The sequence below is a fragment of the Undibacterium sp. TJN19 genome (assembly GCF_049339485.1).
Classification (GTDB): Bacteria; Pseudomonadota; Gammaproteobacteria; order Burkholderiales; family Burkholderiaceae_D; genus Undibacterium.
In genome coordinates, this window is sequence record NZ_JBMPPL010000010.1 from 67,056 (window position 1) to 92,139 (window position 25,084).

Annotated in this window: 22 protein-coding genes; 14 read left to right on the forward strand and 8 right to left on the reverse strand. The window is 49.1% G+C overall.

Annotation, left to right across the window (positions count from 1 at the left end):
• Positions 1 to 7: 7 nt before the first annotated feature.
• The 6 genes from ACO0LH_RS22365 to ACO0LH_RS22390 all read left to right on the forward strand — a co-directional run bounded on the left by ACO0LH_RS22365 (position 8) and on the right by ACO0LH_RS22390 (position 6,320).
• Entirely contained in the window at positions 8 to 973 is a 966-nt protein-coding gene (locus ACO0LH_RS22365) for a glycosyltransferase (RefSeq protein ID WP_422943350.1), read from the forward strand.
• A 1-nt stretch (position 974) separates the two neighbouring features.
• Positions 975 to 1,907, forward strand: coding sequence for a formyltransferase (locus ACO0LH_RS22370; RefSeq protein ID WP_422943351.1), 933 nt, complete (start codon positions 975 to 977; stop codon positions 1,905 to 1,907).
• Positions 1,908 to 1,977: 70 nt separating this feature from the next.
• Complete coding sequence (locus ACO0LH_RS22375) at positions 1,978 to 3,018, forward strand: bifunctional UDP-4-keto-pentose/UDP-xylose synthase (protein ID WP_422943352.1); 1,041 nt, start codon at positions 1,978 to 1,980, stop codon at positions 3,016 to 3,018.
• An 11-nt stretch (positions 3,019 to 3,029) separates the two neighbouring features.
• Positions 3,030 to 3,965 carry a polysaccharide deacetylase family protein gene (locus tag ACO0LH_RS22380; protein ID WP_422943353.1) on the forward strand — a complete coding sequence of 312 codons (936 nt, stop codon included), beginning with the start codon at positions 3,030 to 3,032 and terminating at the stop codon, positions 3,963 to 3,965.
• Between the two features lie 43 nt (positions 3,966 to 4,008).
• On the forward strand, positions 4,009 to 4,485 hold the full coding sequence (locus tag ACO0LH_RS22385) for a peroxiredoxin (RefSeq protein ID WP_422943354.1): 477 nt from the start codon (positions 4,009 to 4,011) through the stop codon (positions 4,483 to 4,485).
• A gap of 116 nt (positions 4,486 to 4,601) precedes the next feature.
• The gene (locus tag ACO0LH_RS22390; protein ID WP_422943355.1) at positions 4,602 to 6,320 is read left to right on the forward strand and encodes a PhoH family protein; all 1,719 of its coding nucleotides are present in this window, start codon (positions 4,602 to 4,604) and stop codon (positions 6,318 to 6,320) included.
• A gap of 94 nt (positions 6,321 to 6,414) precedes the next feature.
• Here ACO0LH_RS22390 and ACO0LH_RS22395 read toward each other — a convergent pair whose 3' ends face one another.
• From ACO0LH_RS22395 to ACO0LH_RS22420, 6 genes are all read right to left on the reverse strand, one after another.
• The gene (locus ACO0LH_RS22395; protein ID WP_422943356.1) at positions 6,415 to 7,206 is read right to left on the reverse strand and encodes an alpha/beta hydrolase; all 792 of its coding nucleotides are present in this window, start codon (positions 7,204 to 7,206) and stop codon (positions 6,415 to 6,417) included.
• Between the two features lie 48 nt (positions 7,207 to 7,254).
• On the reverse strand, positions 7,255 to 9,141 hold the full coding sequence (locus ACO0LH_RS22400) for an MFS transporter (protein ID WP_422943357.1): 1,887 nt from the start codon (positions 9,139 to 9,141) through the stop codon (positions 7,255 to 7,257).
• 100 nt (positions 9,142 to 9,241) lie between these two features.
• Positions 9,242 to 9,973 carry a polysaccharide deacetylase family protein gene (locus ACO0LH_RS22405; protein WP_422943358.1) on the reverse strand — a complete coding sequence of 244 codons (732 nt, stop codon included), beginning with the start codon at positions 9,971 to 9,973 and terminating at the stop codon, positions 9,242 to 9,244.
• 2 nt (positions 9,974 to 9,975) lie between these two features.
• Entirely contained in the window at positions 9,976 to 11,331 is a 1,356-nt protein-coding gene (locus ACO0LH_RS22410) for a hypothetical protein (protein WP_422943359.1), read from the reverse strand.
• Positions 11,332 to 11,348: 17 nt separating this feature from the next.
• A complete protein-coding gene (gene lolD, locus ACO0LH_RS22415; RefSeq protein ID WP_422943360.1) occupies positions 11,349 to 12,059 on the reverse strand; it encodes a lipoprotein-releasing ABC transporter ATP-binding protein LolD in 711 nt (236 codons plus the stop codon).
• Positions 12,052 to 13,308, reverse strand: a complete 1,257-nt coding sequence (locus ACO0LH_RS22420) for a lipoprotein-releasing ABC transporter permease subunit (protein ID WP_422943361.1) — start codon at positions 13,306 to 13,308, stop codon at positions 12,052 to 12,054. The genes lolD and ACO0LH_RS22420 overlap by 8 nt, the downstream gene beginning before the upstream one ends.
• Positions 13,309 to 13,365: 57 nt before the next feature.
• Here ACO0LH_RS22420 and ACO0LH_RS22425 point away from each other — a divergent pair, with 57 nt between their 5' ends.
• On the forward strand, positions 13,366 to 14,361 hold the full coding sequence (locus tag ACO0LH_RS22425; protein ID WP_422943362.1) for a hypothetical protein: 996 nt from the start codon (positions 13,366 to 13,368) through the stop codon (positions 14,359 to 14,361).
• Positions 14,358 to 16,046, forward strand: a complete 1,689-nt coding sequence (recJ, locus tag ACO0LH_RS22430) for a single-stranded-DNA-specific exonuclease RecJ (RefSeq protein WP_422943363.1) — start codon at positions 14,358 to 14,360, stop codon at positions 16,044 to 16,046. The genes ACO0LH_RS22425 and recJ overlap by 4 nt, the downstream gene beginning before the upstream one ends.
• A 13-nt stretch (positions 16,047 to 16,059) precedes the next feature.
• Here the strand turns inward: recJ and ACO0LH_RS22435 are convergent, their stop codons facing one another.
• Both ACO0LH_RS22435 and ACO0LH_RS22440 read right to left on the reverse strand, forming a co-directional pair.
• On the reverse strand, positions 16,060 to 16,497 hold the full coding sequence (locus ACO0LH_RS22435) for a hypothetical protein (RefSeq protein ID WP_422943364.1): 438 nt from the start codon (positions 16,495 to 16,497) through the stop codon (positions 16,060 to 16,062).
• Positions 16,498 to 16,553: 56 nt separating this feature from the next.
• Positions 16,554 to 16,862 (reverse strand): hypothetical protein, encoded by a 309-nt coding sequence (locus ACO0LH_RS22440; protein ID WP_422943365.1) that lies wholly within the window; start codon positions 16,860 to 16,862, stop codon positions 16,554 to 16,556.
• Between the two features lie 162 nt (positions 16,863 to 17,024).
• Between ACO0LH_RS22440 and ACO0LH_RS22445 the strand changes: the two genes are divergently transcribed.
• From ACO0LH_RS22445 to ACO0LH_RS22470, 6 genes are all read left to right on the forward strand, one after another.
• Positions 17,025 to 18,644, forward strand: a complete 1,620-nt coding sequence (locus ACO0LH_RS22445; protein ID WP_422943366.1) for an ABC transporter substrate-binding protein — start codon at positions 17,025 to 17,027, stop codon at positions 18,642 to 18,644.
• A 139-nt stretch (positions 18,645 to 18,783) separates the two neighbouring features.
• Positions 18,784 to 19,788, forward strand: a complete 1,005-nt coding sequence (locus ACO0LH_RS22450; RefSeq protein ID WP_422943367.1) for an ABC transporter permease subunit — start codon at positions 18,784 to 18,786, stop codon at positions 19,786 to 19,788.
• 70 nt (positions 19,789 to 19,858) lie between these two features.
• The gene (locus ACO0LH_RS22455) at positions 19,859 to 20,791 is read left to right on the forward strand and encodes an ABC transporter permease subunit (protein WP_422943368.1); all 933 of its coding nucleotides are present in this window, start codon (positions 19,859 to 19,861) and stop codon (positions 20,789 to 20,791) included.
• Positions 20,792 to 20,803: 12 nt separating this feature from the next.
• Positions 20,804 to 21,820 carry an oligopeptide/dipeptide ABC transporter ATP-binding protein gene (locus tag ACO0LH_RS22460; RefSeq protein ID WP_422943369.1) on the forward strand — a complete coding sequence of 339 codons (1,017 nt, stop codon included), beginning with the start codon at positions 20,804 to 20,806 and terminating at the stop codon, positions 21,818 to 21,820.
• On the forward strand, positions 21,820 to 22,809 hold the full coding sequence (locus ACO0LH_RS22465) for a peptide ABC transporter ATP-binding protein (protein WP_422943370.1): 990 nt from the start codon (positions 21,820 to 21,822) through the stop codon (positions 22,807 to 22,809). The genes ACO0LH_RS22460 and ACO0LH_RS22465 overlap by 1 nt, the downstream gene beginning before the upstream one ends.
• Positions 22,810 to 22,937: 128 nt before the next feature.
• Complete coding sequence (locus ACO0LH_RS22470; protein ID WP_422943371.1) at positions 22,938 to 25,001, forward strand: M13 family metallopeptidase; 2,064 nt, start codon at positions 22,938 to 22,940, stop codon at positions 24,999 to 25,001.
• Positions 25,002 to 25,084 lie beyond the last annotated feature (83 nt).

Below are 25,084 nucleotides of genomic sequence, written 5' to 3' on the forward strand. Positions count from 1 at the left end.
AATACCAATGAAACCCGAACTTTCTGTTGTCATCCCTGTTTATAACGAAGAAGCTGGTCTTGCCAAGCTTTTTGATCGTCTTTACCCGGCACTCGATGCACTGGCTGTGCGTGGTGTCAGCTATGAAGTCGTTTTTATCAACGATGGCAGCCGCGACAACACCCCTGCCCTGCTGGCAGATCAATATCGTCTGCGTCCCGATGTAACACGGGTCGTGCTTTTCAACGGCAACTACGGCCAGCACATGGCCATATTGGCGGGCTTTGAAGCGACACGTGGCGACATCGTGGTTACTCTGGATGCTGATTTGCAGAACCCGCCAGAAGAAATTGGGGCCCTCGTCGATAAAATGCGCGAGGGCTATGACTATGTCGGTTCTATCCGCCGTAAACGTCAGGACTCTGCATGGCGCACTTATGCGTCCAAAGCGATGAACCGATTCCGCGAGAAGATCACACGCATCAAGATCACTGACCAGGGCAATATGCTGCGCGCCTATGGCCGTAATGTCATCGACCTGATTAACCAGTGTAGCGAAGTGAATACTTTTGTACCTGCACTGGCTTATACCTTCGCCCGCAAACCGACTGAGATTACGGTTGAGCATGAGGAGCGCTCGGCTGGTGAATCGAAATACTCAATTTATAGCCTGATACGTCTGAACTTTGATTTGATGACGGGTTTTTCCATCATGCCTTTGCAATGGTTTTCCATGCTCGGCATGGTGCTGTCAGTCTTGTCAGGTGGCCTGGTCTTGCTGTTGTTGATACGCCGTTTTGTGCTTGGCGCAGAAGCCGAAGGGCTGTTCACGCTGTTTGCTATCGCCTTCTTCATGATGGGCGTCATCCTGTTTGGCATAGGCTTGCTGGGTGAGTATGTAGGCCGTATTTATCAGCAGGTACGTGGTCGGCCACGTTATGTGGTCCAGACCATACTAGAGCAATCGGCCGCTGATTTGCCGGAAGTTAGCTGATATGACAGCGACGACTTTAAAGCCTCATCCAGTCACCGCCGTTGTATTCGCCTATCACAATGTCGGCGTGCGTTGCATCAAGACCTTGCTGGCGCGTGGTGTGCAAATTGCACTGGTAGTTAGCCATGAAGACAATCCGGCGGAGACCATCTGGTTTGAGTCTGTTACCGCCTTGTGCCATGAGCAGAATATTCCCTGCATCACACCAGATGACCCCAAGCTACCTGATCTGAAAGAGAAACTGACTGCGATTGCGCCAGATTTCATATTCAGTTTTTATTATCGTCACATGCTGCCGCTGGACCTACTGGCGCAGGCAAAACGTGGTGCCTATAATCTGCATGGCTCTCTGCTGCCAAAGTATCGCGGCCGCGTGCCGGTCAATTGGGCTGTATTAAACGGGGAGACTGAAACCGGTGCCACGCTCCATGAAATGGCCTTGAAGCCTGATGCTGGTGCCATTATTGCCCAGACTGCCGTACCAATTTTGCCGGACGATACTGCCTATGAAGTATTTGGTAAATTGACGGTCGCTGCGGAGCAATGCCTTTGGAATGCCCTGCCTGGTCTGATCAGCAATGATTTCCAGACCTTGCCAAACGATTTATCCGTAGGCAGCTATTTTGGTGGACGCAAGCCAGAAGATGGTCGTATAGACTGGCAACAAACCGCCCAGCAGGTATATAACCTATACAGAGCTGTCGCACCGCCCTACCCTGGTGCTTTTACAGACCAATTCGGGCAACGCTTTATTATCGGAAAAGCACGACTAAACACAAAGGAAAGCACAAATTTGCCGCCAGGCTTGCATGTGGTGGATAATGTTGTCCTTGGCGTGTGCGGCGATGGCCGCGCATTGCATATTACTGAATTGTTGATGAATGGCAAAATTGTGACTGTAGCAGAATTGACTGCTTTGGCAACTACTGCTTAAAACGGCACCAAAGACGTCGCAATCACCCATTCTGAACTGACAAGCAACATTTACTTAAGAAGAACTCACTATGAAAAAAGTCCTCATCCTCGGCGTGAACGGTTTTATCGGTCACCACTTGTCCAAACGCATTCTGGAAACCACAGACTGGGAAGTGTATGGCATGGACATGCAAACCGAGCGTCTGGGCGACATGATCAATCACCCTCGCATGCATTTTTTTGAAGGTGACATCACCATCAATAAAGAATGGGTTGAATACCATGTCAAGAAATGTGACGTCATCCTGCCTCTGGTGGCGATCGCTACACCTTCCACATACGTAAAACAGCCTCTGCGCGTGTTTGAGCTGGACTTTGAAGCCAACCTGCCTATCGTGCGCTCTGCCGCCAAATACGGCAAGCACCTGGTATTTCCTTCAACGTCCGAAGTCTATGGCATGTGCCATGATGAAGAGTTTGACCCTGAAGAGTCTGAACTGATTTGCGGCCCCATCAATAAGCCACGCTGGATTTATTCTTGCGCCAAACAGTTGATGGATCGCGTCATCTGGGGTTATGGCATGGAAGGCCTGAACTTCACTCTGTTCCGTCCATTCAACTGGATTGGCGCTGGCCTGGACAATATCCACACACCTAAAGAAGGCAGTTCACGCGTCGTGACGCAATTCTTTGGTCATATCGTTCGCGGGGAAAATATTTCCCTCGTGGACGGTGGTGCGCAAAAACGTGCCTTCACTTACATTGACGACGGCATTGATGCCCTGATGCGCATTATCGATAACAAAAACGGTATTGCAAGTGGCAAAATTTACAACATCGGTAATCCGACCAATAATTTCTCTATCCGTGAGCTGGCACATATGATGCTGGATCTGGCTGCTGAATATCCTGAATATGCTGAAACAGCGAAAAAAGTTGCACTGACAGAAACCACGTCGGCTGCCTACTATGGCAAGGGTTATCAGGACGTGCAAAACCGCGTTCCAAAAATCACCAACACTTGTGAAGAGCTTGGCTGGAAACCAGTAACGACCATGCCAGACACCATGCGCAATATTTTCGATGCTTACCGCAGCCAGGTAGCCGAAGCACGCGCCCTGATGGACTGATACGGGACTACATGCCTACCATCGTTCTCAAGATCGACGTCGATACCTATCGCGGCACCAAAGAAGGCGTACCTAATCTGGTGCGCATTCTTAAAAAACACAATGCAGGCGCCACCTTCCTGTTTTCGTTGGGCAAAGACCATACGGGCTGGGCGCTGAGGCGGGCATTTCGTCCCGGCTTTTTCCAAAAAGTGTCACGCACTTCGGTGCTTGAACATTATGGTGTCAAGACTCTCATGTACGGCGTATTTTTGCCCGCCCCTGACATAGGTAGTTGCACAACCGAGATGCAGTCCGCACGTGACGCAGGTTTTGAGTGTGGCATCCATACCTGGGACCATGTAGTCTGGCAAGATAATGTGCGGCAACGTGGCGCGGAATGGACCCAAAAACAGATGCAGCAGGCACATCAGCGTTTTCAGCAAATATTTGGTGAAACGCCGAAAACCCACGGTGCAGCCGGCTGGCAGATGAATGCACATGCCTTTGCCCAGCTTGATCAGTTTGGCATGCAGTACGCGTCCGATGGTCGAGCCATGCTCAAAGACGATGGCAGTCTGGCCAACCCTGATTTTGGCCCATATCGTTTGCAAGTGAATGGCAACGTACAGTCATGCATACAAATGCCCACTACCTTGCCCACGCTGGATGAATTATTGGGACGCGAAATCAATGGGCTTGTCATTTCCGGGTCAAATATCGCTGCTAACATATTAAAATTGACTGCAATTCCAAAAGATCATGTATTTACCTTACATGCAGAACTTGAAGGACAAAAACTCGCCCCCATATTTGAGGAATTGCTGACAGGCTGGCACAAGCAAGGTTATCGTTGTATTTCGATGGCGGATTATTATGCGTCCATCAAAGACAGTGAATTACCAACTCGCCCATTGTCGTGGGCAAGCTTGCCAGGACGTTCCGGAGAACTGGTCGCCCTGATCTAGTCCGTTAGTAACTCTTTCTCCACCTCTAACCAAGGAGATGACAGTGGCTGACACCCCTTCTGCACTAAATTGCCAGGTACCACAATTTTCTGCCGCCATGACAGGCGACAAAGCGTTTCAATTAAGCGACTACTCAGGTAAAAATATCATCATTTATTTTTACCCTAAAGACAACACTCCTGGCTGCACCACAGAAAGTATTGCTTTCCGTGAATCGCATCCGCAATTCCAGCAAGCCAATGCCGTGGTGTTTGGTGTTAGCCGCGACAGCTTGCGCTCTCATGAAGGTTTCAAGAGCAAACTCGGTTTGCCTTTCCAGCTGATTTCCGACCCGGACGAGAGCTTATGTGCCTTGTTTAATGTCATGAAGATGAAGAATATGTATGGCAAACAGGTACGCGGCATAGAACGCAGTACATTTGTGATTGACGGCAATGGCAAATTAGTGAAAGAATGGCGTGGAGTCAAAGTAGCAGGACACGTTGATGAAGTACTCGAATTTGTGAGCGCCAAAACATAATTGAACTCGACAGAATTACTCTTGATAAAAGCCGCGCGTGGCAGAACCAACAGCGATGTTGGTATCTCCATAGCGGCTTTTAACTTTTCAGCTCTCACTTTTTGATTGAGGTTTTCATGCCATTGCCAAAAATGCCGACCAAGCCAGCAGCATTGCTGTCACCAAAAGACTATCCAAAAGCGGAAAAAGGCAAACCAGCCAAAACAATAAAATCAGCAGTACCAGAAAAAATCAAAACAGTAGAAGCATTCCAGGCACCACAGAAAAAGAAAGTGCCAACGGTTAACGCGGTAGCACTTGCCAAGCCTGTCGTCGAGAAACTGGCGCCTGCCGTCACTGCAAAAGCCGCGCCGGTACTGGCTGCGGCCAAGCAAAAATCGCAGGATAGCCGCGTCAAATCCGGCACCAGTCGTGCTGCGGACAAATCCGGCGTCACCAAGTTGTTTGTGCTCGACACGAATGTATTGATGCACGATCCGTCATCGCTGTTCCGCTTTGAAGAACATGATGTGTATCTGCCCATGATCACGCTGGAAGAGCTCGATGATCATAAAAAGGGCATGTCTGAAGTTGCGCGCAATGCGCGCCAGGTATCGCGTTCACTGGATGCACTGGTGGGCGATATCGACCATCACGATATAGAAAAAGGTATTTTGCTGTCCAAACTGGGCAACAAGGACGCCAAGGGGCATTTGTACTTCCAGACCAAGTTGCAAGATGGTGAACTGCCGGTAGGCCTGCCGAAAGGCAAGGCCGACAATCAGATCCTCGGTGTTGTCAGGGCACTGGAACAGGAATTGCCAGGACGGCCTGTCGTTCTGGTGTCAAAAGACATCAATATGCGCATCAAGGCGCGTGCGATGGGCTTGCCTGCGGAAGATTACTTCAATGATCATGTACTGGAAGATTCTGATCTTCTGTATTCTGGCATTGTGCAATTACCGGATGATTTCTGGAACAAACATGGCAAGGGCATAGAAACCTGGCAGGAAAACCGAAATGGCCTGAGCACAACCTTCTATCGCATTACCGGGCCGGTCATCCCTTCCCTGCTGGTGAATCAGTTTGTGTATCTTGAACCCAAGAATGGTGAAGCATCTTTCTATGGCCAGGTAAGGCAGATCAATGGCAAGACAGCCGTCTTGCAAACCTTGCGTGATTACGGTCATATCAAGCACAGTGTCTGGGGTATCACTTCACGTAACCGTGAACAAAATTTCGCCCTGAACCTGCTGATGGATCCAGAATGCGATTTCGTTACACTGTTGGGTCAGGCCGGTACCGGCAAGACCTTGCTGGCGCTGGCGGCTGGTCTCGCACAGGTTCTGGAAACCAAAACCTATAACGAGATTATCGTCACCCGTGTCACCGTACCGGTTGGCGAAGACATAGGCTTCTTGCCTGGTACAGAAGAAGAGAAAATGTCACCATGGATGGGCGCATTTGACGACAATCTCGAGGTGCTGAACAAATCAGACAATGATGCTGGTGACTGGGGTCGTGCAGCGACGCAGGATTTGATACGTTCGAAAATCAAGATTAAATCTTTGAATTTCATGCGTGGCCGTACTTTCGTCAATAAATTCCTAATCATTGATGAAGCCCAAAATCTGACACCAAAACAGGTCAAAACTTTGGTAACTCGAGCTGGCCCGGGTACCAAGATTATCTGCCTGGGCAATATCGCCCAGATTGATACACCTTACCTGACCGAAGGCTCCAGTGGCTTGACGTATGTCGTGGACAGATTCAAGGGTTGGGCACATAGCGGCCATGTCACACTGGCACGCGGAGAGCGTTCACGTCTGGCAGATCACGCCAGCGAAATCTTGTAAAACATTTCGCCCATGAAAATGGCACCCGATTTGGGTGCCATTTTTTTATCTTGCAATATTCACTTCATTCAAAATAAAGACCGAAAAATCTGATTTATTTTTTATATAAAAGATGCAGCGCATCGGTTATCGCGGGAATGAACACGCCGCCATGGTCGGTTTTATAGGCAGGCAGGCGAATCAAATTCAAGCCTTGATAATTACGTGCCAAAAGGTTTTGGTAAGCAGCTTCCACATCAGTATTGAAACCTGCGCCACCCGCACTGGCAAAGATAAAAGTGGTGTCAGGCATTTTGCCACCAGATGCCTGATACATGGCATTTTCCAATACGGCTGCCTGATCGGGAAATCTCAGTGGACCATCCACGGCGACAAAGTTGGCAAAATAACGTCGATCAGGCCTGTCCAGTGTCAACGCTGTCTGCACAAAATCGGCACCAAATGAATGCCCCACTAAAGTACGCTGTTTGGAATCTATGCGATATTGCTTTTCCAGGCCAGGGATAAGTTCAGTTCCAAGAAATTTATAAAAATCCAGAGAACCGGGTAGCAAATAGTCAAAATCCCGGTGTCCGGCAGTAGCCACGCCTACCAAAATAACGCGCGTACCTTCATCCATCAAAATCCTGCGCATGCCATCAAAATTATCCCCGGTCAGTTCGCCGTCAAGAGTAAATATGACAGGAAGCATGTCTGTTGTCGCCGTATAGTTACTGGGAACATAGATGTTGACAGGATAATTGACGCCTGTCGACTTTGACAAAAAAGTTGTCGAAGTCGTGTTGGTGACAATAACAGGCGCACCAGCGGTAGCTCCTCCACCAGCCCCGCCGCCACAAGCGGAAGCCATGAATGCAAGTATGAAAATAAATGAATTGAGGCGCATTTTTTTCCTTGTGTAATTACGACCCAATACTGCTTGTTTAAAAACCGATTATTTCCATTCGCCACGCAAAGCTTTTACTCTTTCCTGCAATATCTGTGGCGTAACGTCTTTGGCTTCCATGACGTCGCCAACGACTAATTCCAATTTGGAAAACGGGCCACGGCTAAATGCGCGTTCAAACGAATTGCTTTTATCACGCGAAAAGAAACTGCCCCACAAACCACGTAAGGCCATGGGGTAAACAGGCACTGGTGAACGTTCAAGTATCTTCATCACGCCGCCTTTGAATTCATTCAATTCGCCGGTAGCGGTTAATTTACCCTCCGGGAAAATACAAACCAGATCGCCCTCATGCAAAGCCTGGGCAATATCCACATAAGCTTTTTCCATCAGCCACTGGTCTTCTTTGGCTGGCGCAATAGGAATTGCCTTCGCTGTTCTGAAAACCCAGGACAAGACCGGGATTTTAAAAATCCGGTGATCCATCACAAAACGGATAGGTCGTGGACTCGATGCCATGATGACGATGGCATCCATATAACTGACATGGTTACACACCAGTACACCAGATCCTTCTTCTGGAATCCGCGCAGTATTGACCGTCTTGACTTTATAGATGGTATGTATCAGCAGCCATGCAATAAAACGCATCAGGAATTCTGGTACCAGGCTGAAGATATACGCTGCAACGATGGCATTCAAAATAGCTGTTGCCATGAAAATCTGCGGAATCGTGAAGCCGTTTTTCAACATGAGCATTGCAGCTAATGAAGCAACGACCATGAACAAGGCATTCAAAATATTCATGCCGGCAATGGTTCGGGACAAATGCTTGGGGTCACAACGGGTTTGTATCAAGGCAAACAGCGGCACGATATACAAGCCACCAAAAATACCTATCATCACAATATCAAACAGGATACGCAAGCTGCCAGCCTGATGCAAAAAGGACTGCATATCTACCGCCACCGTATTGGTGTAGGCAACACTGGACAAGAACAAGTCAAAACCAAAGATCGACAGACCGATAGAGCCAAACGGCACCAGACCTATTTCTACTTTATGGCCAGACAGTTTTTCACATAACAGAGACCCGGCACCAATACCAAAGGAAAAAATCGTCAGCAGCAACACAAAAACACTATGGTCGCCATGCAGGTAATCTTTCGCATACAAGGGGAACTGTGCCAGTACGATCGCACCGTAAAACCAGAACCAGGAATTCCCCAGCAAAGATAAAAATACCGGGCGGTTCTGCTTGCTGAAACTGATGTTTCTGACGGTTTCAGTGGCGGGGTTCCAGTTGATGGCCAACTCAGGCTCTGGTGCGGGTGACAAAGGAATTCTCAAACTGGTCAGGTAGCCAATGATGGCAATCACTATGGCGCCGCCGGCAACCAGTTCTATACCCCAAGGTTTATGGACGACCAGCATGGCCCCCAGAATCTCACCCAGGAGAATGCCGACAAAGGTACCCATTTCTATCAGGCCGTTACCACCAACGAGTTCGTCGGTTTTCAAATGCTGGGGCAGATAGGCGTATTTGACCGGACCAAACAGGGTTGAATGTATGCCCATGCCCGCCACTGCTGCGATCAATAACCATAGTTGATGCGTCATCCAGCCCGCTGCAGCAATCAGCATGATGACGATTTCCAGCAACTTGACATTGCGTGCCATTTTGCCTTTTTCAAACTTGTCTGCCAATTGCCCTGAAGTGGCAGAAAACAATACAAAGGGCAGAATAAAAAGACCAGGTATCAGGTTATTGAGCAAACCTATATCCATCTTGGTCCAGGTCAGCGCGTCATAAGTGAGGATCGTCAGCAAGGCTGTCTTGAACACATTATCATTAAATGCACCCAAAAACTGGGTCCAGAAAAATGGTGCGAACCGGCGTTGTTTTAGCAGGGCAAACTGGCTTTGTTGGCTCATGGAATAGGTCTGGTACCGAAAAGGTTAAGATTAAACTGGCAAGAATTGTAACTGATCCAAGTTCGCATTCGTAAAACAGGTGTTAAAACAATCAATCTTCCTAAGAAAGAAAAAAATCTATCGCCTTACGCACAGGCAGGATATGGCAACTCTCTTGTGTGGCAATACGCAATGCCGTTTCCAGCAATTCAGGTGTAGTGCCCCAAGGCCCGGGGTTTTCACTGACTTCATGTGAATACAAGATTAGCCAGCCACCTTCACTGGCAGTGTGTTTGATCAAAGCATCCAGAGCATCCACATTCGTATTTGCTGAATAGAGTGATTGCGCTCGCAATGCGGATAAATCTGCCCTGCCGGTTTGCGTCCCACCACCAGTGATGCGGCTGTAAGCAAAGCGTTTTTGTGCAGCCAGCTTGCTGCCCAGATCATATGCACCGAATGGAAAAGCGAAACCATGATTGGAAATACCATGCTGACTAAAAAAGGTCTGGTTTTTCTCCCAGTCCCGCACAAGGGCATCTGAAGAGACATTCGCACAATTCATATGTGAATATGTATGGCAGCCAACCTCATGTTCATTTTCTATGAGGCGCTTAAGGTCTTCAACACTATGGCAGACCTGATTTTGCTCCATGCCGTCAGTCAGGCTGCCGCAAATATAAAAACTGCCGCGTGCCTGGTAAAGTTCCAGTAAAACAGCGCCCTGATGACATGCACTGGCCGGCACGTCGTCAAAACTAAAGCTGACGACGCCGCGCCCTTTGTTCAAAGCCAGCCAGCGGCAAGCTGTATGACGGGCAGCGAAACGGCTTAATCTAGGTATAAGGTTCATGATCAGCGCAAACTGTCTGAAGCACTGAGTGAATGCTGGTAACGTTTTAAACCCATGCGCGACGTGCTCCCCGGCAAATTTTCAAAAGTATATTCCAGGCCTATCTTGACGACGGCCTGCCTCAGATTCACACCATCTGATTCGCGCTGGACTTTTTCATAAAAACTATCCAAAAGAACACGGAATCCGCGTTCGAATTCGTAATTAGCACCTACACCAACCCTCAGCAATTTCTCTTTGCGCGACGTACCTTCATTCAGACTGGCAAGACGGGGGACCAGTACATTATCGCTATTTTGCAAAAGTGTGGAAAAATTCATCTGTGTTTTATCTGAGTATTTCCATTGCGTGTCGAACCGTATGGCCTTGCTCAACACATAGATCACGGAGCGATCCACAATCGTAAAGGGCCGATCCCAGAGCTGCAAATCGAGGCGTAATTTTGGTGAATAATGATAGGTGCCGCGCCACAACACATTGAAGAGATTGGTATCGCGTTCAGTCAGGTTTTCGTAGCGTCTGCGTATTATCCCCAGGTGCGTACTGGTCACTGACTTGCTGCTATAACGCCATTCAGCATCCAGAAAGACTTCGTTTTCTTTGTAGGACTTATCAAGATCAGCAATATCCTGCGCATTGCGGTCCGGAAAAACAGTGTCCGAAAGCCGCGTACCAACTTCCACACTGGAACCCGTTGGCGAATAATAACGGCCACTGAATTGTTTGCCACGCTCATCAAAATTGTACAGCTGGTTCAAGGGCAAATCATAATTCAACCCTGCTCTATCGAGTTTCGCATTGATGGACCACTCATCGGTCAACTTGAAATTGATGTCAGCGTCAGCTCGCTTCTGATGTGAGATATCTTTATCCGTCAGGCTGCCATTGATATACTGGAAAAGCCTGTCTTCCTTGCCTGCGCTCACATGGCCATTAAAAGCATTTCCGGCAGCCCATTCCAGCGTCGCATCAGCAGCACCGGTATGGTTATCAAGCTCACGGTAATTTTTATAATGATGGTTTCCCAAAGAGCCTGTCAGTATCAATCGCGTACGTTCTGACAAAAGCGGGATGATGGCACCGGCACGCATCTCGGCCCCAGTCACCGTGTCACGCTCACGCATCACGTTATTGGCAAGAGGGTCTACGGGAGCATTAGGGTCAGGCGTCGACTGGTCATAGAAACGGAAAGGATTGGTATCGCTGGTCAGCGATGTTTCCAACTGCAAAACCAGTTCTACGGTGCCTGCGGCAAATACAGAGGTACTTGAGCAGGAAAGCAGGCCAAGCAAGCCCATCATGCCCAAACGGGCACGTTTTTTGTGAAAATGAAATGTGCCAAAGGCAATGCCATTCATTTTACGTGCCTTCCCCCTTATTGTAATTGCAGACCGCGATCAGACAAACGGAAAACCCTGTCACAACGTCCGGCAAGTTCGGCATCGTGCGTCACAATGACAAAGGCAGTACCCAGATCCCGTGACAACTCCATCATGAGGGCAAACACTTGCTGCGCTGTGCTGCCGTCCAGATTGCCAGTTGGCTCATCGGCCAGGACACAGGCTGGCTGCGTTACCAACGCCCGGGCTAGAGCCACCCTTTGCCGTTCACCACCGGATAATTCACCCGGCACATGCTTAAGCCGGTGTCCCAGCCCTACCTTTTCAAGGATGGTCTTCGCCATCTTTTGCGCATCACTACGCGCCATGCGGCGTATCATCAAAGGCATGGCTACATTATCAAGCGCCGAGAATTCTGGCAACAGGTGATGGAATTGATACACAAAACCCAGTGCCTGATTACGCAAGTTACCACGCGCTGTCTCGTTTAAACTGGCAAAATCCTTGCCCTGAAGAGTGACACTGCCGGTGCTTGGCGTATCCAGACCACCCAGCAAGTGCAGCAAGGTAGATTTGCCACAACCAGAAGCACCTATGATAGCGATACGCTCTCCACGATAAACACTCAAATCCACCTGGCTCAATACCTTGACTGAATCCACACCTTCTGAAAATGTTTTGCCGAGATTGCGGCAAGCCAAAACTGCTTCGCCAGCGGGTGTTGCCTGCATATTTTGATTATTCATAACGCAATGCCTCCGCAGGTTTTACGCGTGAAGCACGCCAACTTGGATAAATGGTCGCCAGCAAAGCCAGACCAACGGCTACCAGGCCAATGGTGGTGACATCACTTAATTGCAGATCAGAAGGAAGTGTACTGATGACGTAGACATCTTTGGCCAGAAATTGCACTCCTAAAACACGTTCAATAAACGGGACGATGACATCAATATTCAAAGACACCAGCACACCCAGGCCTATGCCTACGGCAGTTCCTGACAAACCAACTGTCGCCCCCTGAATCACAAAAATCTTCATGATGGACATGGGTGAGGCGCCCAGTGTGCGCAAAATGGCAATATCAGCCTGTTTATCAGTCACTGTCATGACCAGAGTGGAAACCAGATTAAACGCTGCAACGGCGATGATCAGGGTAAGAATGATGAACATCATGGTTTTTTCTGTTTTCACTGCCGCAAAATAGTTTTTATTTTGCTGCGACCAGTCGCGTATCAATAAATCCCCAGTCAAAGTTTGCGACAACTCTTGCGCCACCTGTGGCGCTTTCAGCATATCCTGTATGCGCAAACGCAAACCAGAAGGCGCACTCAAGCGGAAGAATTTTTGCGCATCTTCAATATGCATGAAGGCCATACCAGAATCATATTCATAGTGCCCGGCTTCAAAAATACCCACTACGTTGAAGGCTTTCAAGCGTGGCACCATGCCAGCAGGCGTCATTTGCCCTTCTGCCGCCGCCAGGGTGATTTTTTCGCCTATGCGCACATGCAGGCTGTTGGCCAGTGCTGCACCAAGTACAATATTGAATTCTCCTGGCCGCAGGTCTGACCATTTGCCGTATTTGATCTTGGTCGCTACTTCGGAAACTTTTGGCTCCTCATCTGGCAAGACTCCACGCAAAATGACGCCGCGCATAACTTCATCGCGGATAATCATGGCCTGACCATCGACATACGGTGCCGTTCCTTTCACGGCCGGATTTTTTTGCGCCTGCAAAGCGGTGGATTTCCAGTCCGGCAACGAACCACTGGCATCAAATACCTCAATATGCGCCAACACTGACAACATGCGGTCCCTGACCTCTTTCTGGAAACCATTCATGACCGAAATCACGATAATCAGCGCCGCAACACCCAAGGTGATGCCCGCCATGGAAATCAGCGAGATAAAAGAAATAAAACTATTTCGGCCACTTCGTCGTCCTGCACGTGTATAGCGCAGGCCAACCAGCCATTCAAAAGAGAGATTTTTCACTACATTTACACTTCATTGAAATAAGGCAGCCAGCAGTTTGCCATACAATAGCAAAATATGAACCATTTAGAACTAATTCTTCCCTTCAGTATTCCGCCAGCCGGCTTGGCCAAAGACTTGTCAAGGGAAATCCGCACGCCAGCCCTGGCTCGACTGATCGCTTGCGCAAGCAGGGCAAAGCTGCAAGCGACTGATGAATTTTCTCATGCGCTGGCGCATGAATACTGGCTTGCTGGTGATTTTCCGCCCTCTGACACCACTAACAGCCCAGCAAATGCTGGCGAGGTCATGCAACAAGCGGGTCTGACGGTTGGCAGTGGCTATTGGTTCACCATCAAACCCGTGCATATCCATATTGCGCGCGATCATCTGGTTTTGACTGATCAAAGACGCCTGAGCATAACGGATACAGAGAGCCGCGTTCTGTTTGACATCGCACAAACCTGCTGTCAGGAAGTGGGGTTGACCCTGTTGTATGGCGATGCGAAGACCTGGTTTTTACGTGCCGACGACTGGATGGACTTGCATACAGCAACAGCAGATGCTGCCTGCGGCCACAATATTGATATCTGGATGCCTGCAGGCAAGCACGAACGAGACTGGCGCAAACTGCAAAATGAGATACAGATGATATGGTTCACCCACAACTTCAACGCAGAGCGTGAAATGCGTGGTGAAAAAGTCATTAATTCTATCTGGATTTCAAATGGCGGCTCCTTTACAGGTAATAACAGCAAGGCTTTGCACAAGGCTGCCGGAGTTACGCAATATCTGGACGCGATCCCCGCAGGCAAACATACTGTCCTCGCAGATCAATTATGTGAAGCGGCCATCAATAATGATTGGGGACAATGGCTGGATGAAATGCAAAGGCTGGAAGAAAACTGGTTTGCGCCGCTTCTTCACGCCGTACAAGCAAAAAAAATCAGTCATCTACAATTCATTTGCAGTGATGCCCGTACTATTGCCCAATTTGATCTGACACCCTGGTCGTTACGCAAATTCTGGATCAAAAACTCGCTTAATAATTTATTTTCCATTGCCAAACCATGACGCGCATTACCATACGCCCCTGCCCTTTTCGCGAATCTGAGATGTTGCGCCAGTCTGGCCTGCACCCAGTGCTGGCCAGACTGTATGCATCACGCGGGGCCAGCGACGAAAGAGAATTGAGCACTGAGTTAAATGCCATGCTGCCACCAGCAGGTTTATTGCACATCGATCAGGCTGCCAAATTTCTTGCCGATGCGATAGCGCAAAAGAAAAAACTCGTCATCGTCGCTGATTATGATTGCGATGGAGCCACTGCCTGCGCCGTCGGCTTGCGCGGCTTACGTATGCTGGGCGCAAATGTTGACTATATCGTGCCGAATCGATTCGAATATGGCTATGGATTAACGCCCGAAATCGTCACGCTAACGCAAAAGGAAAAATCACCAGACGTGATCGTCACGGTCGATAATGGCATCGCCAGCGTCGAGGGCGTTGCCGCAGCAAATGCACAAGGCATCGCCGTCGTCGTGACAGACCATCATTTGCCTGGCGACTATCTGCCCGATGCAGCCGTCATTGTGAACCCCAATCAACCGGAATGCGGCTTTCCCAGCAAGAATCTGGCAGGCGTAGGTGTGATGTTTTACGTGTTATTGGCCTTGCGTGCAGAAATGCGCAAACGTGAAATCTTTGATCTGCAAAATCAACCCAAACTGGATACCCTTCTGGATCTGGTTGCCTTAGGTACGGTGGCAGATGTGGTGAAACTCGACGCGAATAACCGTATTTTGGTAGCACAAGGCTTGAAACGCATGCGTGCAGGACGGATGTGCGCAGGCATTGCCGCGCTGTTTCGTGTCGCCGGGCGTGAAGCGCGCAATGCCAGCCCGTTTGATCTTGGCTTTGCGCTGGGGCCGCGCTTAAACGCGGCCGGGCGTCTGGCTGACATGGCGCTAGGCATAGAATGCCTGACCACTGATGACGAAGGCCGCGCCTGGCACATTGCGCAAGAACTCAATGGCATCAATGCCGACCGCAAAGACATAGAGCGTGAAATGCAGGATGTAGCGCTGTTGCATCTGGATGATTTCCAGCCGCAAGCCAGCAACACCATCACGGTTTTTGATGAAAGCTGGCATCAGGGTGTGATAGGCATCGTTGCGTCCCGTCTGAAAGATAAATTTTATCGCCCTACCATTACCTTCGCTCTTGGTGGCGAAGGCTTGATCAAGGGCTCTGGCAGATCGATACCCGGCTTTCATTTGCGTGATGCGCTTGATCTGGTGTCCAAACATGCGCCAAACCTGATTCAGAAATTTGGCGGGCATGCAATGGCAGCAGGATTAACGCTGCGCTTTGAAGATTTCCCCGCTTTTCAGCAGGCTTTTGAGGCCGTAGGGAAAAGCTGGCTGCAAGCCCATCAGTTAGAGCGTGTGGTAGAAACCGATGGGGCCTTGGAAGATGCCTATTTCACGACCGATTTTATCCGCCTGCTGGATACGCAAGTGTGGGGGCAAGGTTTTCCACCACCGATTTTTTGCGATAATTTCAAGCTGATTTCTCAACGGGTTTTAAAAGACCGTCATTTGAAGCTCGTGCTTGAAAAAAACAAACTCCGGTATGACGCCATCTGGTTTGGTCATACTGATACATTGCCAGAAAATATCAATGTCGCTTTTCGCCTGGATGCCAATGAATACAATGGTGTGACGAAGGTGCAACTGTTGGTCGAGCATATAGAATAAATTTTATTTGCACTCAATCAAGCAGGAAATTTTCTATATGCCGTGCCAGCAAATTCAGGTTGCGGTCAAGTCTCATTTGCGAATTTTCTGCATTTAAAGTGACCGTTTCAAAGCTATGATCAACAGTCAATACTGTGACTTGCGCCGAAGCCAATATGGCAAAACGATATAGCAAAGGCAGATTGCAATGCGGATCACTGCTAGCAGCCGCCATGAGAACTGGTCGGGAATTTGCCGCTGCATCAGGATAGTTGTCATTCACTTGGTGTAACGCATCATGTTCAGGCTCGCTGGCAGCACACAAGGGTGTGATCAAGACACAACGCTGCAAGAATGTGTCTGTCAAAAATACACGCCAGGCAATCATCGAGCCGAATGATTTTCCTGCCACGGCCAATCGTTGCTGATCCACCCGCTTGTCCCCTCTCGCCAAGCTCAGGACAGCATGCATGGTCGCTATTTCCACATCTAAATCGTCGGATGGTAGTCCTTGTTGAGGATCACTTTCTAAAACTTCCAGTTAAAACGAAACACAGCGAAGCCCTGTGCAAGAAGGCCGCCAGCAATCCGCACGATGGCCGGACTTTGCATGTCATAGCGTAAGCCCGGAGCCATAATCAATGTCGGGAAAGGCCCGGTCCCGGCAGGAAAATCGGTGATTACTTTCAATGACATCTCTTTCATATGAGAATTTCGTATTAAGGGAAGGTTTTTAAAATTTCTGCTATACGAGAATAAGTTATCGCTTTGAATTGCCTGCATCATATTTGCAACAGATGCAAAACTTCTTGTTTGCCAAATCGCTTCATTGCCCACAACGTCGGTTTGATGGAATTATTTTCAAAATTTTCTTCAGCAATGTAACAAAATAATACAAAACCTGTCGAATTACTGCACAATACAAAAGTCTGGATGAGCTGACGACATCAATCTCGGCTCGTCGTTTTTACTGGTACTTGTTCACTGTGGAGAGTCTGGATGAAAAATGGTAAATGGCTTTTGAAAACTGGTGCTTTGGCAATATTTGGTGCCTGTCTGGGCGCATATGCTGGTACAGCAATGGCAGCAAAGACTTTGGTATTTTGCTCTGAAGGTAGCCCTGAAGGTTTTAACCCGCAATTTTTCACTACCGGCACTACAGCAGATGCAGGGTCAGTGCCCATGTATAACCGCCTGGTTGAAATGGAGACTGGCACGACCAATATCACGCCAGCACTGGCTGAATCATGGGATATTTCTGCCGATGGTCTGACTTATACCTTTAAATTACGCAAAGGCGTGAAGTTCCACAGCAATGCCAAATTCAAACCCAGCCGTGATCTGAATGCGGACGACATCCTGTTCAGCTATTACCGTATGGCTGATGAAAACCATCCTTTCCATAAAAATACACCTGGACAGACTTACGCTTACTTTCAGGATCTCGGTATTACCAAAATCGTTGACAAGCTCGAAAAAGTCGATGACCTGACTGTGCGTTTCAAGTTAAAGCGTCAGGAAGCCCCTTTCCTGGCGACGCTGACCATGGATTTCATGTCTGTTCACTCAGCTGAATATGCCGAAAAAATGAAAGCCGCTGGCACGCCAGAACTGATAGACAAGGAAATTATTGGCACTGGGGCCTTTCAGTTCGTGTCTTACCAAAAAGATGCCATCATCCGCTATAAGGCACATGATGGATACTGGGATGGCCGCCCAAAAATTGATAATCTGGTCTATGCGATTACACCAGACGCTTCTGTACGCTACGCCAAGTTAAAAGCCGGTGAATGTCACGTCATGGCATTACCCAAACCTGCCGACGTTGAACTGATGAAGAGCGATCCTAATATCAAGCTGTTGACACAACAAGGCTTGAATATAGGTTACATCGGCTTTAACGTAGAGAAAAAACCTTTCGATAACAAACTGGTGCGCCAGGCCCTCAATATGGCGGTGGATAAAAATTCCATCTTGAAATCCGTGTATGCAGGCACTGGTCAGGTCGCCAAAAACGTGATCCCGCCGACGATGTGGTCATATAACGACAAAGTGAAAGACTACCCTTACGATGTCGCAAAAGCCAAAGAATTGTTGACCAAGGCTGGGTATCCAAATGGTGTGGAAGTGGAACTCTGGTATTTGCCGGTATCGCGTCCTTACAATCCAGACGGCAAGCGCATGGCAGAATTAATACAGGCAGATTGGGCAAAAATTGGTGTCAAGACGAAATTGACTACCTATGAATGGACAGAATATAAGAAGCGCAGCAAAACAGGCGAACAACATTCGATGATGTTCGGCTGGTCTGGCGACAATGGTGACCCTGATAATTTCTTTGAACCAATTTTGGGATGCGAAGCGGTAAAAGGTGGCGGCAATATCCCACGCTGGTGCAATAAGGAATATGAAGAACTGATACAAAAAGCCAAATTAACGCCAAAACAAAGCGAACGCAGCAAGTTCTATGAAAAAGCACAGGAAATCGTGCATGAAGAAGCACCATTGCTTTTACTGGCACATTCTTTGCGTTACACACCAGTTCGTAAAGATGTGATTGGCTTCAAAATGGATTCCACTGCCCATCATTACTTCAAAAAAGTGGATTTAGCCAAATAAGAAATAGACCGGCGTGGCGTCAGTTTGTAATGTTTTCGCAAATTGACACCACGATTTTTCATCTTGATTTCGATTGATATGGGCTCAGTCCATATCGAGACAGTTTTTGCCTGCTGCTTTGTCTTGAAAAGGTTTTTCAATGCTGGGTTTCATCTTGCGACGCGTGGGTGTAGTCATACCCACATTCATAGGTATTACGCTGCTGGTCTTTTCCCTGATCCACCTCATACCTGGTAACGTCGTGGAAGCCATGACAGGCGAACGCGGCATGGATGCAGAACGGTATGCAAAGCTGATGCACCTGTACGGGCTTGATCAGCCTTTATATCAACAATATTTTTCTTACCTGGGCAAAGTCATACAAGGAGATCTGGGACGTTCCATCATCACCCAGGAACTGGTCAGCAAAGAATTTTTCACCTTGTTCCCTGCCACACTGGAACTGTCCCTGTGCGCTATCCTGTTCGCAGTCGTGCTTGGCCTGCCTGCAGGCATACTGGCCGCACTCAAGCGCAATACATTTCTTGATTATTCTGTCATGGGTGCATCACTGACAGGTTATTCCATGCCGATTTTCTGGTGGGCATTGTTATTGATATTGTTATTTTCCGTGACGCTAGGCTGGACGCCGGTATCTGGCCGCATCGATATATTATTCGACCTGCCGCCGGTTACAGGGCTGATGCTGGTCGATAGCCTGCTGTCCGGGGAAGTAGGTGCCTTTAAGTCTGCCGTCATGCATCTGATCTTGCCAGCCATTGCGCTTGGTACTATCCCCCTCGCAGTGATTGCGCGCATGACGCGTTCTGCCATGCTGGAAGTATTAAGGGAAGATTATGTGCGCACCGCACGCGCCAAAGGCATGTCGTGGTTACGCGTGGTATGGGTACATGCGTTGCGCAATGCACTGATACCCGTTGTTACCGTCATCGGTATGCAGGTAGGCACATTACTGGCCGGGGCAATACTGACGGAAACGATTTTTTCCTGGCCAGGCATAGGCAAATGGCTGATCGAAGCGATACAAAGGCGCGATTACCCGACTGTGCAAGGGGGTATTTTGATGGTGGCGACAATCGTCATCGCGGTGAATCTGATTGTCGATGTGCTGTATGGCGTGATTAATCCGCGTATACGCCATTGATATGTGGTTTGATACCCAAAATGCATAAGCTGATTTTCAATTGCTGGTTTAACGATTTGATCGCTGATTTATGAGCAACACACCTATAGCTACCAATACCGGCAGCACTCCCAATATGACGCCGCCACACCCGTTGGTCGAGTTCTGGTATTACTTCAGGCAAAACCGCGGTGCAGTGATCGGTATCGTACTCGTTGGCATATTGTGCCTGTGCGCGTTGTTTGCTGAATGGATAGCGCCACACTCACCGATCGAGCAATATCGTGAGGCAACCCTGTTGCCACCTTTCTGGTCAGCCAATGGCAATGCCAAATTCTTGCTGGGCACCGACCCGGTAGGGCGCGACATACTATCTCGCCTCATACACGGCTCTCGCCTGTCACTAATCATTGGTCTGGTGTCAGTGACACTGTCGATGGGCGTTGGTGTTACCCTGGGTCTGATCGCCGGATTCTCGCGTAGCTGGACTGGCCGGATTGCCCGCATGCTGGAAACCATCATTGTGCGCTTCATGGATATCTTGCAGGCCTTGCCCAGTTTATTGTTAGCGATCGCAGTCGTGGCGATTCTGGGACCTGGTCTGATGAACGCGATGTATGCGATTGCCATCGTACTGATGCCCTCTTACGCCAGACTCACACGTGCCGCTGTCAGTGGCGAACTGAACAAAGACTATGTCAATGCGTCGCGCATTGCTGGCGCAGGCAATTTGCGCCTGATGTTTAATTGTGTGCTGCCAAATTGTGCAGCCCCCATCATTGTCCAGGCGACACTCGGGTTTTCAACCGCGATCCTCGACGCAGCGGCGCTGGGCTTTCTGGGCTTGGGCGCACAGCCGCCAACACCTGAATGGGGCTCGATGCTGGCAAGCGCCATGGAATTTATCCAGAGTGCCTGGTGGGTTGTTACCTTTCCCGGCCTGGCGATACTGATATCGGTATTGGCCTTTAACCTGATGGGTGATGGCTTACGCGATGCCCTTGATCCCAAGCTAAAACGCTAAGTGAATTTGAGCATGAAACCATTATTGGATATCAAAAACCTGCGTGTGCAATTTGGCTCGGAAGCACAGCCATTCAAGGCTGTCGATGGTCTGGACCTGCACGTAGAGCAAGGCGAGGTTGTGGGCATTGTCGGTGAATCAGGTTCAGGCAAAAGTGTCACCTCCCTGGCCTTGATGGGTTTGATCGATTTCCCGGGACGCGTGCAGGCTGATTGCATGGATTTCGATGGTCGCAACCTGTTGAAAATGAAAGACAGGGAAAGACGGCAATTGCTGGGCAAAGACATTGCCATGATCTTCCAGGACCCGATGACCAGCCTGAATCCCTGCTATACAGTGGCGTTTCAGCTAATGGAAACATTGCGCCTGCATCAGGGCGGCAAGGAAAAAGAATTACGGGCAAAGGCTCTTGCCCTGCTTAAGCAAGTCGATATCCCTGATCCTGAACGCCGCATGAACGCTTACCCGCATCAGCTTTCGGGCGGCATGAGTCAACGCGTCATGGTTGCCATTGCCATTGCCTGCAATCCAAGGCTGCTGATTGCTGATGAACCCACTACTGCACTGGATGTGACAGTACAGGCACAAATGCTGGATTTGTTATTGCAATTACAGCGCGAACGCGGCATGGCACTGATGTTGATTACTCACGATCTGGCCGTCGTGGCACAAACCGCTAAACGGGTTGTCGTCATGTATGCGGGGCAAGTGCTGGAATCCGGCACGGTGCCAGAGATTTTTAACAGCCCCAGGCACCCCTACACCCAGGCCTTGCTGGCAGCCTTGCCTGAACATAATCTTGGCAAGGCACGCCTGCAAACCATCCCCGGCGTCGTACCGGGTTTATATGACAGACCCAACGGTTGCCTGTTGGCACCGCGTTGTCGCTATGTTGCGGCAAAATGTCAGGCAGAAAGGCCACAGTTGCAGGGAGAAGATGATGCGCAGGTACGCTGTCACTTCCCTCTGGATGCGCAAGGCAATCCCGGCAACGGCTGGCAAGCCATTCAAATTCATCAGGCTGCATGATGCAAAATACGTCGAATCAGCTTCCGGTACTACTGGAAGCAAAAAATTTAGCAAAACATTATCCAGTGTCTCAAGGTTTTCTGAAGCCAAAGGCGCTGGCAAAGGCACTTGATGGCGTGTCATTCCAGCTTACGCCGGGGAAGACCCTGGCTGTCGTCGGTGAATCAGGTTGTGGCAAATCCACCCTCGCCCGCCAGATCACGATGATAGAAGCACCATCTGCAGGTGAGTTATGGATGGATGGCAAAAACATCGCGCATGCTGATAACGCCATGCTCAAGCAAGTGCGACCGCTGGTTCAAATGGTGTTTCAAAACCCTTATGCCAGTCTGAACCCGCGCAAAAAAGTCAGTGCCATGCTGGAAGAACCTCTGATTATCAACACCAGATTATCGGCAAGTGAACGCGAAGAAAAAGCCCGCGCCATGATGACACAGGTCGGTTTGCGTCCTGAGCACTATAGCCGCTACCCCCATATGTTCTCGGGCGGCCAAAGACAGCGCATCGCCATTGCCCGTGCATTGATGCTTGACCCCAGAGTCATTGTTGCCGATGAACCTGTTTCTGCCCTGGATGTCTCCTTTCAGGCCCAGGTTTTGAATTTATTAATGGATTTGCAACAACAAAGTGGCGTTGCCTATCTGTTTATCTCGCATAACCTGTCTGTGGTTGAACACATCGCCAATGATGTACTGGTCATGTATTTGGGTAAAACCGTTGAACACGGCGATAAGCAAAGCATTTTCAGCCGCCCCTTACACCCTTATACCAAAGCCCTTTTGGCATCGACGCCGCGCATAGACCCCGCCCAGCGCCAGGCAAAAATGATGCTGCCCGGGGAGTTGCCATCACCTCTGGCACCACCACCGGGCTGTGCCTTCAATAATCGCTGTCCTCACGCCAACGAGCAGTGTCGTCAACAAATCCCCGTTTTGCGCCCGTTTGAGGGCAGGATGCTTGCCTGTCATCGTGCAGAAGAAATTAACTAAAACTTTTACTAAATCCATCGAACTTCGTTAAACTCACGCGGTCTTATGCTGTCTAAGGTAAGCATTAGTCAGGTTTATTCTGAATATCGGATTTCTAACAAAACACTTCACACTCAGGAGACCCCCAAGTGAAAGCTCAAGTACTTAGCGCTATCGCGCTGATGATTGCCGGTACCGTCGGCAGCAATATGGCCCAGGCCGCAGAGCCAGCCAAGACAGCATCTGCATCCTCCGTTCTACTGTCAGGCATAGATGCGTCACATAATGATGCCGCCGTTCGGGCACAAGATGACTTTTTCCGTCATGTTAACGGCGTCTGGTTGAAAAATACTGAAATTCCTGCCGATAAAGCATCCGCTGGCGCTTTCATTGATTTGCGCGAAGCGACCATCCCACGTTTACACGCCATTATTGAAGGTCTGGCCAAAGCCAAGAACAAACCGGGTTCAGATGCACAAAAAATTGGCGACCTGTATTCCAGCTTCATGGATACGGCACATATCGAAGCAATAGGCTTAAAACCTTTGCAAGGCGAATTTGCCAAAGTGGATGGGATGACGGACAAAAAACAGATCCCGGCGTTAATGGCATGGCTGAACCGCGCCAGCATCGGTGCGCCTTATGAATTCCAGATTCATCAGGACAATAAAGACTCAACCAAGTATGTGCTTGATCTGGGTCAATCCGGTCTGGGCTTGCCTGATCGTGATTATTATCTCAAAGATGATGATGCAAAGTTGAAAGATTTTCGCGCCAAATACGTTACGCATATAGAAAAAATGCTGGCCATGGCAGGCGACAAAGAAGCGGCGAAACATGCTAACGATATCCTGGCCTTTGAAACTGAACTGGCCAAAGTACAATGGACCAAGGTAGAGCTGCGCGACCCGGTAAAAGCCTATAACAAAGTTGAAATCAGTAAACTTGACAGCCTGACCCCCGGCTATGACTGGAATGCTTACTTCACTGATCTCGGCGTCAAAGGGAAAATTGATTATGTGATCGTCAGCCAGCCTAGCTACCTGACCGGTTTCAACAAGGTCATACAAGAGACTTCGCTAGACACTTTGAAGACATATTTCAAGTGGCATATCTTGCGCTCTGCTGCCGCTCAGTTGCCTAAAGATTTCAATGAAGAAAACTTTGCGTTCAATGCAACCACCTTGCGTGGCGTACCGGCGCAGGAAGCCCGCTGGAAACGTGGCGTTCGTTTAGCTGATTCCGGCATGGGTGAAAGTCTGGGCAAAATGTATGTTGCCAAGCATTTCCCGGCTGAAAGCAAAGCCAAAATGGAAAAACTGGTCAACAATCTGCTGCTGGCCTACAAGCAAAGCATAGACACTCTGGACTGGATGAGCCCGGCAACCAAGAAAGAAGCGCAAGACAAACTGTCGACCTTCATGCCTAAAATTGGTTACCCCAATAAATGGCGTGATTATTCAGGCTTGAATGTCACCAAGGGCGATGCCGTTGGCAATCTGCGCAATATACGCCTGTTCGCATCCCAGTTTGAACTGAACAAACTGGGCAAACCAGTAGACCGCGACGAATGGGGTATGACACCACAAACCGTCAATGCTTATTACAACCCCGAGTTGAATGAGATTGTCTTCCCTGCCGCAATCTTGCAACCACCATTCTTTAACGCCAAAGCGGATGATGCAGTCAATTATGGTGGTATCGGTGCGGTCATCGGCCACGAAATCAGCCACGGTTTTGATGATCAGGGCGCGCAGTATGATGGCAAGGGTAATTTGCGTGACTGGTGGACAAAAGAAGACCACGAGAAATTTGCTGCAAAGACAGCCATGCTGGTGAAACAATATAGTGCTTTCAGCCCTATTCCTGGTTACAACGTTAATGGCGAACTGACCCTGGGTGAAAACATTGCTGATAACTCTGGTCTTGCCATTGCCTACAAAGCTTACAAGATTTCATTGGGCGGCAAACCGGCTCCTGTCATTGGTGGACTGACTGGTGATCAGCGCTTCTTCATGGGTTTTGCACAAGTCTGGCGTGGCAAGATGCGTGAAGCTTCCATGATCGTACAGTTGAAAACTGATCCGCATTCTCCTGGCGAAATTCGCGCCAACGGTACCTTGCGCAATATGCCAGGCTTTTACGATGCGTATAAACTGAAAGAAGGCGACAAGATGTTCCTGGCACCATCTGAACGCGTCAGCATCTGGTAATCAAAGATAAGCGCCGTCAGCCGAACTGATAGCGTTTATTTAAAAGGCAGCACTGTTCAAAGTGCTGCCTTTTTATTTTTTAT

Coding starts and splice junctions, on each gene's coding strand:
- ACO0LH_RS22365 (WP_422943350.1), top strand. CDS start 8: ATGAAACCCGAACTTTCTGTTGTCATCCCTGTTTATAACGAAGAAGCT.
- ACO0LH_RS22370 (WP_422943351.1), top strand. CDS start 975: ATGACAGCGACGACTTTAAAGCCTCATCCAGTCACCGCCGTTGTATTC.
- ACO0LH_RS22375 (WP_422943352.1), top strand. CDS start 1,978: ATGAAAAAAGTCCTCATCCTCGGCGTGAACGGTTTTATCGGTCACCAC.
- ACO0LH_RS22380 (WP_422943353.1), top strand. CDS start 3,030: ATGCCTACCATCGTTCTCAAGATCGACGTCGATACCTATCGCGGCACC.
- ACO0LH_RS22390 (WP_422943355.1), top strand. CDS start 4,602: ATGCCATTGCCAAAAATGCCGACCAAGCCAGCAGCATTGCTGTCACCA.
- ACO0LH_RS22395 (WP_422943356.1), bottom strand. CDS start 7,206: ATGCGCCTCAATTCATTTATTTTCATACTTGCATTCATGGCTTCCGCT.
- ACO0LH_RS22400 (WP_422943357.1), bottom strand. CDS start 9,141: ATGAGCCAACAAAGCCAGTTTGCCCTGCTAAAACAACGCCGGTTCGCA.
- ACO0LH_RS22405 (WP_422943358.1), bottom strand. CDS start 9,973: ATGAACCTTATACCTAGATTAAGCCGTTTCGCTGCCCGTCATACAGCT.
- ACO0LH_RS22410 (WP_422943359.1), bottom strand. CDS start 11,331: ATGAATGGCATTGCCTTTGGCACATTTCATTTTCACAAAAAACGTGCC.
- lolD (WP_422943360.1), bottom strand. CDS start 12,059: ATGAATAATCAAAATATGCAGGCAACACCCGCTGGCGAAGCAGTTTTG.
- ACO0LH_RS22425 (WP_422943362.1), top strand. CDS start 13,366: ATGAACCATTTAGAACTAATTCTTCCCTTCAGTATTCCGCCAGCCGGC.
- recJ (WP_422943363.1), top strand. CDS start 14,358: ATGACGCGCATTACCATACGCCCCTGCCCTTTTCGCGAATCTGAGATG.
- ACO0LH_RS22435 (WP_422943364.1), bottom strand. CDS start 16,497: ATGCATGCTGTCCTGAGCTTGGCGAGAGGGGACAAGCGGGTGGATCAG.
- ACO0LH_RS22445 (WP_422943366.1), top strand. CDS start 17,025: ATGAAAAATGGTAAATGGCTTTTGAAAACTGGTGCTTTGGCAATATTT.
- ACO0LH_RS22450 (WP_422943367.1), top strand. CDS start 18,784: ATGCTGGGTTTCATCTTGCGACGCGTGGGTGTAGTCATACCCACATTC.
- ACO0LH_RS22455 (WP_422943368.1), top strand. CDS start 19,859: ATGAGCAACACACCTATAGCTACCAATACCGGCAGCACTCCCAATATG.
- ACO0LH_RS22460 (WP_422943369.1), top strand. CDS start 20,804: ATGAAACCATTATTGGATATCAAAAACCTGCGTGTGCAATTTGGCTCG.
- ACO0LH_RS22465 (WP_422943370.1), top strand. CDS start 21,820: ATGCAAAATACGTCGAATCAGCTTCCGGTACTACTGGAAGCAAAAAAT.